13 protein-coding genes are annotated in these 9,481 nt (G+C 64.8%); 5 read left to right on the top strand and 8 right to left on the bottom strand.

Features of this window, described 5'->3' with window-relative positions; all coding sequences use genetic code 11:
- The 5 genes from E2K76_RS07300 to E2K76_RS07280 form a co-directional block, all read right to left on the bottom strand.
- Window positions 1–1,206 (bottom strand): acetyl-CoA C-acetyltransferase, encoded by a 1,206-nt coding sequence (locus tag E2K76_RS07300; RefSeq protein ID WP_136683624.1) that lies wholly within the window; start codon window positions 1,204–1,206, stop codon window positions 1–3.
- Window positions 1,203–1,637, bottom strand: coding sequence for a GFA family protein (locus E2K76_RS07295; RefSeq protein WP_136683623.1), 435 nt, complete (start codon window positions 1,635–1,637; stop codon window positions 1,203–1,205). Before E2K76_RS07295 ends, E2K76_RS07300 begins: the two co-directional genes overlap by 4 nt.
- Window positions 1,637–3,367 carry an acyl-CoA dehydrogenase C-terminal domain-containing protein gene (locus tag E2K76_RS07290; protein WP_136683622.1) on the bottom strand — a complete coding sequence of 577 codons (1,731 nt, stop codon included), beginning with the start codon at window positions 3,365–3,367 and terminating at the stop codon, window positions 1,637–1,639. Before E2K76_RS07290 ends, E2K76_RS07295 begins: the two co-directional genes overlap by 1 nt.
- Window positions 3,368–3,376: 9 nt before the next feature.
- On the bottom strand, window positions 3,377–3,766 hold the full coding sequence (locus E2K76_RS07285) for a MerR family transcriptional regulator (RefSeq protein ID WP_136683621.1): 390 nt from the start codon (window positions 3,764–3,766) through the stop codon (window positions 3,377–3,379).
- Window positions 3,767–3,833: 67 nt separating this feature from the next.
- Window positions 3,834–4,202 (bottom strand): MerR family transcriptional regulator, encoded by a 369-nt coding sequence (locus tag E2K76_RS07280; RefSeq protein ID WP_136683620.1) that lies wholly within the window; start codon window positions 4,200–4,202, stop codon window positions 3,834–3,836.
- A gap of 88 nt (window positions 4,203–4,290) precedes the next feature.
- Here E2K76_RS07280 and E2K76_RS07275 point away from each other — a divergent pair, with 88 nt between their 5' ends.
- From E2K76_RS07275 to E2K76_RS07265, 3 genes are all read left to right on the top strand, one after another.
- Window positions 4,291–4,713, top strand: coding sequence for a PaaI family thioesterase (locus E2K76_RS07275; protein ID WP_136683619.1), 423 nt, complete (start codon window positions 4,291–4,293; stop codon window positions 4,711–4,713).
- Window positions 4,710–5,183 carry a PaaI family thioesterase gene (locus tag E2K76_RS07270; protein ID WP_136683618.1) on the top strand — a complete coding sequence of 158 codons (474 nt, stop codon included), beginning with the start codon at window positions 4,710–4,712 and terminating at the stop codon, window positions 5,181–5,183. The genes E2K76_RS07275 and E2K76_RS07270 overlap by 4 nt, the downstream gene beginning before the upstream one ends.
- Window positions 5,184–5,267: 84 nt before the next feature.
- The gene (locus E2K76_RS07265) at window positions 5,268–5,885 is read left to right on the top strand and encodes a 50S ribosomal protein L25/general stress protein Ctc (RefSeq protein ID WP_136683617.1); all 618 of its coding nucleotides are present in this window, start codon (window positions 5,268–5,270) and stop codon (window positions 5,883–5,885) included.
- 50 nt (window positions 5,886–5,935) lie between these two features.
- On the opposite strand, the gene E2K76_RS07260 is transcribed toward E2K76_RS07265, so the two are convergent.
- Together E2K76_RS07260 and E2K76_RS07255 are read right to left on the bottom strand one after the other, a co-directional pair.
- Window positions 5,936–6,778, bottom strand: coding sequence for a phosphotransferase family protein (locus tag E2K76_RS07260; RefSeq protein WP_136683616.1), 843 nt, complete (start codon window positions 6,776–6,778; stop codon window positions 5,936–5,938).
- The gene (locus E2K76_RS07255; protein ID WP_136683615.1) at window positions 6,775–7,089 is read right to left on the bottom strand and encodes an antibiotic biosynthesis monooxygenase family protein; all 315 of its coding nucleotides are present in this window, start codon (window positions 7,087–7,089) and stop codon (window positions 6,775–6,777) included. Before E2K76_RS07255 ends, E2K76_RS07260 begins: the two co-directional genes overlap by 4 nt.
- Window positions 7,090–7,194: 105 nt before the next feature.
- Here E2K76_RS07255 and pth point away from each other — a divergent pair, with 105 nt between their 5' ends.
- Window positions 7,195–7,863, top strand: coding sequence for an aminoacyl-tRNA hydrolase (pth, locus tag E2K76_RS07250; protein WP_136683614.1), 669 nt, complete (start codon window positions 7,195–7,197; stop codon window positions 7,861–7,863).
- Window positions 7,860–8,225 carry a DUF2237 family protein gene (locus E2K76_RS07245; RefSeq protein ID WP_136683613.1) on the top strand — a complete coding sequence of 122 codons (366 nt, stop codon included), beginning with the start codon at window positions 7,860–7,862 and terminating at the stop codon, window positions 8,223–8,225. Before pth ends, E2K76_RS07245 begins: the two co-directional genes overlap by 4 nt.
- On the opposite strand, the gene trpB is transcribed toward E2K76_RS07245, so the two are convergent.
- Window positions 8,222–9,448: a tryptophan synthase subunit beta gene (gene trpB / locus E2K76_RS07240; RefSeq protein ID WP_136683612.1), complete on the bottom strand. Its 1,227-nt coding sequence runs from the start codon at window positions 9,446–9,448 to the stop codon at window positions 8,222–8,224. The genes E2K76_RS07245 and trpB overlap by 4 nt on opposite strands.
- Window positions 9,449–9,481 lie beyond the last annotated feature (33 nt).

The following is a 9,481-nucleotide window of genomic DNA, read 5'->3' as shown; positions in this document are numbered from 1 at the left end:
TCACACCCGTTCGATGATCGTTGCCGCGCCCATGCCCGAGGCGACGCACAACGTCGCAAGCCCCGTGCTTTTTCCCGACCGCTCCAATTCGTCCAGCAGCGTGCCGATGATGATTGCGCCCGTCGCGCCCAGCGGATGGCCCATGGCAATCGCACCGCCGTTCACGTTGACCTTCGAATGATCGACGTCGAACGCCTGCATGAAACGCAGCACGACGGAGGAGAATGCCTCGTTCACCTCGAACAGGTCGATGTCGCCGATCTGCATCCCCGCCGCGCGAAGGATGCGTTCCGTAACCGGAACCGGCCCTGTCAACATGATCGTCGGCTCGGTGCCGATCTTGGCCGTCGCACGGATGCGCGCGCGCGGGGTCAGGCCATGCGCCGCGCCGAACTCGGCGTCGCCGATCAGCACGCCCGCCGCCCCGTCCACGATGCCGGAACTGTTCCCGGCGTGATGGATATGCTCGATCCGTTGCAGATGCGGGTATTTCATCAGCGCGATCTTGTCGAAACCGGGCATCGCCTCGCCGATGTCCTTGAATGCGGGTTTCAGCGCGCCCAAGGCCTGCATGTCGGTGCCGGGGCGCATGTGTTCGTCATGCCCAAGGATCGTCAGCCCGTTCATATCGCGCACCGGCACGACCGAGCGGGAAAAGCGCCCATCCTCCCAAGCCGCGGCCGCGCGGCGCTGGCTTTCCACGGCGAAGGCATCTGCGTCGTCACGGCTGAACCCGTATTCGGTCGCGATCAGGTCCGCCGAAATCCCCTGCGGCACAAAACCCGTGTTCATCGCCAGCGAGGGGTCCACGGCAATCGCCGCGCCGTCGCTGCCCATGGCAACGCGGCTCATCATCTCCACCCCGCCCGCGATGTAACCGCCGCCAAGACGCGCCTGCGCGGCAGCAAGGTTCACCGCCTCCAGCCCGCTTGCGCAGAAACGGTTGATCGCAAGGCCGGGAATCCGCTGATCCAGCCCTGATGCCAGAACGGCGGACCGCGCAAGGCAGCCGCCCTGCTCGCCCACCTGCGTCACGTTCCCCCAGATCACATCCTCGACCGCGTGGCCCGAAAGGCCGTTGCGTTCGGCCAGCGCGTCCAGAACACCGGCGGACAGGCGCACCGCCGTGACCTCGTGCAGCGCGCCGTCGGGGCGGCCCTTGCCCCGCGGGGTGCGGATGGCGTCATAGATGAAGGCTTCGCTCATGATCTCTCCGGGGCTTGGTGCAAGGTCGCGCGGGTCAACTCCTCGCGCGTGGGGCTGTCGGGCAAATCCGCGATGCGGTTCACCCATGCGTGGCGGGATTCGATGCCGTCATTGCGGACCGGCTGGAACGGGAAATCGGGCGGCAGGCAGCCCGACATGATCTCGGTCGGGCCGCCATGCTGGCGATAGAACATCGGCGTGCCGCAGCGACCGCAGAACCCGCGATGTGCGATGCTGGACGAGGCGAAGACGGACGGCGTGCCATACCATGTCAGCATCGCATCATCGCACATCAGCAGCGAGGCAAAGGCATTGCCCGCCGCCCGCTGGCACATGCGGCAATGGCAGACGTTCGCCTTGGTCTCGCCCGCCTTCAGATGGAACCGCACCGCCCCGCATTGGCAACTGCCATGGGTTTCGGGCGTCTGCATCAGAACGCCTCTGCCGGCAGCGCCATGACCGGGTCCGCGCCGCTTTTGATCCGCGCCAGATGCATCGCCGTCGCCGGAAGGTGCCGCGCCATGTAATAGCGGCCCGTCGCCAGCTTGGCCGCGGCAAAGTCGCCCTGCTGGCCCGACGCCGCCTTCGCCATCCGGGCCCACATGAAACCAAGGCAGACATGCCCCATCATGTGCATGAAGTCATAAGCCCCGGACAGCGCGGCATTGGGGGTCTTCATGTTCTCCATGAAATACATCGCGGCGGTTTGCAGATCCTTGGAGGCGGCTTTCAACGGCTGGACGAAACCCGCCATTTCCGGTCCGTCATTCTCGCGACAGAAGGTCTTGATCATCTCGAAGAACGCCATGATCGGCTTGCCGCCGTCCAGCGCCAGCTTGCGCCCCACGAGGTCCAGCGCCTGAATGCCGTTCGCCCCTTCATAGATCATCGCGATCCGGGCATCGCGCACGAACTGCGACATGCCGGTTTCCTCGATATAGCCGTGCCCGCCGAAGACCTGCTGCGCCTGCGTCGCGCATTGGTATCCCATGTCGGTCTGGAACCCCTTCAGCACCGGCGTCAGTAGCGAGATCAGCGCCTCGGCCTCGGGGTCGGTCTTGGCCTTGTCGATCAACGACGCGCCCCAGAAGGTGAAGGCCCGCGCGCCTTCGAGGAAGCTTTTCTGGTCCATCAGGCTGCGACGGATGTCGGGATGCACGATCAGCGGATCGGCGGGGCCTTCGGGGTTCGCCGGAGGGATGCCGCGCCCCTGCAGCCGCTCCTTGGCATAGGCGACCGCGTTCTGATACGCAGGCTCGGCCACGGCATAGCCTTGAAGGGCGACCCCAAGCCGGGCCTCGTTCATCATCGTGAACATGCCCTTCATGCCCTTGTGCAGACCGCCCAGCAGCCAGCCTTTCGCCCCGTCGAAATTCATCACGCAGGTCGAATTGGCGTGGATGCCCATCTTCTCCTCGATCTTCGAGGTGGTGACGGTGTTGCGATCTCCAAGGCTGCCATCCTCGTTCACAAGGAATTTCGGCACGATGAACAGGCTGACCCCGCGCGTGCCGTCCCCGCCGCCCGGAGCCTTGGCCAGCACCAGATGGACGATGTTTTCCGCCAGATCGTGATCGCCTGCGGAAATGAATATCTTGGTCCCGGTGATCAGGAAGCTGCCATCCTCCTGCGGTTCGGCCTTGGTGCGCATGATGCCAAGGTCGGTCCCGGCATGGGGTTCGGTCAGGTTCATCGTCCCGGTCCAGTCGCAGGACGCCAGTTTCGGCAGATAGGTCCGCTTCTGCGCATCCGTGCCATGCAGCAGGATCGCGCTGTAGGCGCCGTGGGTCAGGCCCTGATACATGTTGAAGGCCATGTTGGCCGACACGAACATCTCGCCCACCGCCGTGTGCATCAGATAGGGAAGCCCCTGCCCGCCATATTCCTCGGCGCAGTCTATGGCGGGCCAGCCGCCTTCCTTCATTGCCGCGAACGCTTCGGGGAAGCCCTTGGGCGTGCGGACCACGCCATTTTCCAACCGGCACCCTTCGGCATCGCCGCTGGCGTTCAGCGGGGCCAGAACCTCCTCGGACAGTTTCGCGGCTTCGGTCAGGATCGCTTCGGTGAACGCCTCGTCAAGATCGGGATAGGTTTCGGACAGGTTCAGGACATGGTGCAGCACGAACTGCATATCCTCGACCGGGGCGCGATAGATCGTCATTCCTTCCTCCTATTCGGCGGCGCTGCGGAAACCGGCAAGGGTCTGCGCGCCTTGTTCAAGCTGCTGGCGAAGTTCGGTGATCGCCTCGTCCAACTCGGCGCGCTGCGCCTCCATTGCGGCAAGGCGCTGGCGGGCAAGGTCATAGGTGCGCGCGATCTGCGCCGCGCCCTGATCGCGGTCGTAAAGGTCCAGAAGCTGGCGGATGTCTTCGAGGCTGAAGCCGAAACGCTTGCCGCGCAGGATCAGCTTCAACCGGGCACGGTCGCGGCGGGTGAAAAGACGGCGGGTGCCGTCGCGGATCGGAAAGATCAGCTCCTTGGATTCATAGAAGCGCAAGGTTCGCGGCGTCACCGAAAATTCGGCGCACATTTCGCGGATCGTCATCAGCCTGTCGGTCATGGGTGTTCCCGTGCTTGCCGACCCTGACCCTAGCACGGGTTTACGTTGACGTTAGCGTAACGTCGCGTCAATGCCGGGTGATTGCCATGGCCGAGGCCCGCAGCGCGCGCAGATCGGTGATCGCGCTGTCCAGCGCATCGCGTTCGCGGATCATCTCCTCCAGCCGCTTGTCGGCCAGCGCGGCCATCGCCGCCTGCTGCGCCGCGGTCCCCTCGCGTTCATAGATCAGCAGCCACTGGCGGATTTCCTCAAGGCTGAAACCGAACCGCCGCCCGCGCAGGATCAGCGTCATGCGAGCCACCTCGCGCGGGCCGTAAAAGCGTGCACGGCCTTCCTTTTCGGGCTGCAGCAGCTCGATGTATTCGTAGTAGCGCAAGGTGCGGGGGGTGACGTCGAACCGTTCCACCATTTCCTTGAAGTTCAGCTTTTCGTTCATGCCGGTCCTCCTGCAAGGTGATGGTAGTGCGCGGCGCGGGCGGCTCAAATCTCTTGCGGCAGATCGCGCGAGGGTGCAGATCAGGGGAATGGATGCTCTCGACTCTGCCCGCCGTTTCCTTGCCGCGCTGCCTCATTGCGCCGCCCTGTCCATGACATTGGACGAGGCTGGCGACGGCTGGGCGGTGCTGTCCATGCCGTGGGACGCGCGGCTGGTGGGCGATCCGGCGACGGGCGTGATCGCGGGCGGCGCGGTGTCGGTCCTGATGGATACCGCATCGGGCGCCGCCGTCATGTCCCACCCCGAAGCGGCGGGCATCACAGCGACGCTGGACCTGCGCATCGACTACATGCGCCCCGCGACGCCGGGGCAGCGGCTGCGCGCGCGGGCGGAATGCCACCACGTCACCCGCACCGTCGCCTTCGTCCGGGCAACCACCTTCGACGATGGCGAAAAGCCCGTGGCCATGTCCACTGGCACCTTCACCGTCGTGAGGGAGATGACGCCATGACCCCCGAACCCGTTCAGGTGGTGAAACAACGGCGCGACACCGCGCTTGCGGCGCTGGTGGCCGGGGTGCCCTATATCGGCTTCCTCGGCATCCGGTTCGACCGCCGGGGGGACGAGTTGACCGCCGTGCTGCCTTATCAGGACATGCTGATCGGCAACCCGATGCTGCCCGCCTTGCACGGCGGCGTGACGGCGGCGTTTCTAGAAGTCGCGTCCATCGTCGAACTGGCATGGCAGATCCAGTGGAAGGACGTGGAGGCGGGCGGCCTGCCCCTACCCGCCTTGCCCAAGACCATCGGCATCACCGTGGATTACCTGCGGTCCGGCCTTCCGCGCGACGCCTATGCCCGCGCGCGGGTCAACCGATCGGGTCGCCGTTATGCCTCGGTCCATGTCGAGGCATGGCAGGACAACCGATCGCGCCTGTTCGCGCAGGCCACAGGGCATTTCCTGATGCCGGATGGTCGTTGACGCCGCGGCGATTCCCCTGTAACGGCACGGCTTCGATCCCATGCACCCTTGGAGGATGGGACGATTTACATATGGAGAATACCAATGGCTAAAGAGATCCCGGATCTTGTTGCCGTGGTGCGGACGGGGACTGGCAAGGGGGCCGCTCGTCAAGCTCGTCGTGAGGGCAACGTACCCGGTGTCGTTTATGGTGGCGGTGTCGACCCGCTGGCCATCAACGTCAACTACAACATGCTGCTGAAAAAGCTGAAGCAGGGCCGCTTCCTTTCGACGCTGTTCAACCTGAAGGTTGAAGGTCAGGAAGACGTGCGCGTCATCTGCCGCGGCGTTCAGCGCGATGTCGTCAAAGATCTGCCCACGCACCTCGACCTGATGCGCCTGCGTCGCACGTCGCGCGTGAACCTGTTCATCCACGTTGACTTCATCAACCACGATGCGGCACCGGGCCTCAAGCGCGGCGGCACTCTGGTCGTCGTCCGCAACGAGGTCGAACTGGAAGTCACCGCTGGCGACATCCCGGACCACATCACGGTTGACCTGACCGGCAAGAACATCGGCGATGTGATCCACATCAACGACGTCGTTCTGCCCAAAGGCGTGAACGCGACCATCGACCGCAACTTCGTCATCGCGAACATCTCGGCCCCGTCGGGCCTGCGTTCGTCGGACAACGAAGAAGGCGACGACGCCGCCGAGGAGTGATCCTTACCGGCCTACGGATCGGGGCGCGAAGGGAGACCTTCGCGCCCTTTTCATTTTCCCATCACCCAATCGTCGAAGGCGGCGATCATCCGGGGGCGCATTTCGGGATCGTCCGTCTCCACGATCTCTTGCAGGCGGTGGCGCCCGGTGATCCGGTGGACGCGGTCCGGATCGGCCTGTCGCCCGGTGATCGCGGCATAGTCGCGCAGGATATGCGGCACGAGGTCCGGCCCCAGGAAGCGCGGTGCGACGAATTCGCGGTGCAGCGGGCCGATGCCGCTGTCGGCGAAATCATAGATGCCATTCAACACCCCAAGCCGATGGTTGAACGCCATGTTCCAGCCATGCGCATCGAAAAAGCCGTAGATATCGCCGAAGGGATCGGGCGGCAGCGGATCGCGCAGCAGCGCCTCTGCCGCAAGGCGGGACACGTGCGAAAGATGCGGCAGCGCCAGCGCCGGATCTGGCCCCTCCTCGATGGGAACCGCCCCGTTCGCGGCCATCTCGGTCACGTCCAGCGCATGAAGCGCGGCGAAGAACCGCGCCAGATCGAGGGCCAGCCGCGCCTTGGCCGTCGCGTCCAGCCGGGCATAATCCTTCGGCTCCAGCACATCGCCCGGCAGCTTTCTGTGGGACGAGAAGACGGGCGGGCCCAGATGCAACACCATCTTCGGCACCGGCAGCGGCAGGCGCGCATGCAGCACCGCCAGCAGCCCCGCCTCGCGGCGCAGACGGCGTTCCGCGATCGGGTTGCGCGGGAACTTGAAGATCATGCGGTCGCCGACATCCAGCGCGATGCAGTCCCACCCGCCGTTCCGCAGCTTGAACCGCGCGCCGGCCAGTTCGGGGAATCGCGCCAGGATCGCCGCCCGCCATGGCTCGGTCGGGATCATGGCTCGATATGCTGGACCGAGGAGAAAAGCTCCAGCTCCGGATGCCCGGCATAGACATCACCATACCCGCCCGCGCCGCGATGCGCCTCGCGGAAGGCGTCGGACCGGGTCCAGTCGCGGAAGCTCTGCTCGTCCCGCCAGATGGTGTGCGAGGCGTAAAGGACGTGATCGTCCTTCGCCGGCCCGCGCAGCAGGTTGAACGACACGAAGCCCGGAACCTCCGGCAGCCGACTTTCGCGGTTTTTCCAGATCGCCTCGAAGGCATCCTCCTGACCGGGACGGATACGGAAACGGTTCATCGCAAGAAACATGGTCACCCCCTCAGACGCGGCAAAAGGTTGCCATAGATTGACGCCGCGTCAAGCGGTTGCGTCATTCGGGCGATGTCCCTAGAACGGATGCAAACGGAGGCGGCGATGAAGCTTTTGGTCGGTCTGGGCAATCCCGGCGCACGTTATGCGGGAAACCGTCACAACATCGGCTTCATGGCATTGGACCGGATCGCGTCCGATCACGGCTTCGGGCCATGGAAGCGCGGGTTTCAGGGGCAGATGGCCGAAGGGCGGCTTGGGTCCGACAAGGCGGTGCTGCTGAAGCCCGAAACCTTCATGAACCTCTCCGGCCAGTCGGTGGGCGAGGCGATGCGCTTCTGGAAGCTGACCCCCGCCGATGTGATGGTGTTCCATGACGAATTGGACCTCGCCCCCGGCAAGGTGCGGCTGAAGACCGGCGGCGGCCATGCCGGGCATAACGGCCTGCGGTCCATCCACGCCCATATCGGCGAGGCTTACGACCGCGTGCGGCTGGGCATCGGCCATCCCGGCCACAAGGACCGGGTTGCGGGCTATGTCCTTGCCGATTTCGCCAAGGCCGAGGCGGACTGGCTGGACGACGTGATGCGCGGCGTGTCGGACGGGGCGGCGGCGCTTGTTTCGGGCGACGGGCCGCGGTTCCTGAACGCGGTCGCGCAGCGGGTGGCCCCGCCCCGGCCCTCCACCGGGACAGAGCGCCCGGCGAAGCCCGCAGAACCGCCGCCCGAGGATACACGCAGCACCCTGCAGAAACTGGCGGATCGGTTCAGATGATGGAGCCTTCGGAAAACGTCCTTGGCGGCAAGCTGGAATCCTGTTCGGTCGATCCGCTGACGGGGTTCTATCGCAACGGCTGCTGCGACACCGGCACCACGGATCTGGGTCGCCACACGGTCTGCGCCGTGATGACGGCAGAGTTTCTGGCGATGTCGAAATATCTTGGCAACGATCTGTCCACGCCGCGCCCGGAATACGGGTTCAAGGGGCTGGCCCCCGGCGACCGCTGGTGCCTGTGTGCCGCACGTTTCCTTCAGGCGCATGAGGAAGGCGCGGCCCCGCAGGTGCGGCTGGAGGCGACCCATCGGCGCACGCTGGACGTGGTGCCGATGGAAATCTTGCAGATCTACGCGCTTTAGACCTTCATCTCGAAGCCAAGATGCTTGGCGACGGTGAAGATGTCCTTGTCGCCACGGCCCGACAGGTTGATGACGATGATGTGGTCCTTGGGCAGCGTCGGCGCCAGCTTGATCACATGCGCGATGGCATGGCTGGATTCCAGCGCCGGGATGATGCCCTCGGTCTGGCACAGAAGCTGGAACGCGCCCAACGCCTCGTCATCGGTCACGGAGACATATTCCGCGCGGCCCACATCGTGCAGCCACGCATGTTCCGGCCCGATCCCGGGATAATCCAGACCCGCCGAGATCGAGAACCCTTCGAGGATCTGCCCGTCCTGATCCTGTAGAAGATAGGTGCGGTTGCCGTGCAGCACGCCCGGACGCCCGCCGGTCAGGCTGGCGCAGTGCTGCATCTTCTCGTCCACGCCCTTGCCGCCGGCCTCGACCCCGATGATCTTCACCGAAGGATCGTCGAGGAACGGGTGGAACAGGCCCATCGCGTTCGACCCGCCGCCGATGGCCGCGACGATGGTGTCGGGCAGGCGGCCCTCCTGCTCCTGCATCTGGTCGCGCGTCTCGCGTCCGATGATGGATTGGAAATCGCGGACCATGCCGGGATAGGGATGCGGGCCCGCGACCGTGCCGATGCAATAGAAGGTGTCGCGGACATTGGTAACCCAGTCGCGCAGCGCGTCGTTCATCGCATCTTTGAGCGTGCCACGACCCGAGGTGACGGGAATCACCTCCGCCCCCAGAAGGCGCATACGGAAGACGTTGGGCGATTGCCGTTCCACGTCATGCGCGCCCATATAGACGATGCATTTCAGCCCGAACTTGGCGCAGACCGTCGCCGTCGCCACACCATGCTGCCCCGCCCCGGTTTCCGCGATGATCCGCGTCTTGCCCATCCGGCGTGCCAGAAGGATCTGGCCCAGCACGTTGTTGATCTTGTGGCTGCCGGTGTGGTTCAGCTCCTCGCGCTTGAGGTAAACCTTTGCCCCGCCAAGATGCTCCGTCAGGCGCGATGCGAGGTAGAGCGGGCTGGGACGGCCGACATAATTCTTCCACAGATCGTCCATCTCGGCCCAGAAGCTCGGGTCGGTCTTGGCGTGGTCATAGCACTTTTCCAGCTCCAGGATCAGCGGCATCAGCGTTTCGGAAACGAAACGCCCGCCGAAGATGCCGAAACGGCCATTCTCGTCCGGGCCGTTCATGAAACTGTTGATGCCGTCCTCGGCCATGTGCTCTCTCCTGCTGGATCGGTCCGGTTTACA

This window comes from Falsirhodobacter xinxiangensis, assembly GCF_004959935.1.
Taxonomy (GTDB): Bacteria; Pseudomonadota; Alphaproteobacteria; order Rhodobacterales; family Rhodobacteraceae; genus Falsirhodobacter; species Falsirhodobacter xinxiangensis.
The sequence above is the reverse complement of the archived record's forward strand: the minus strand, read 5'-3'. Positions and strand labels throughout refer to the sequence as shown.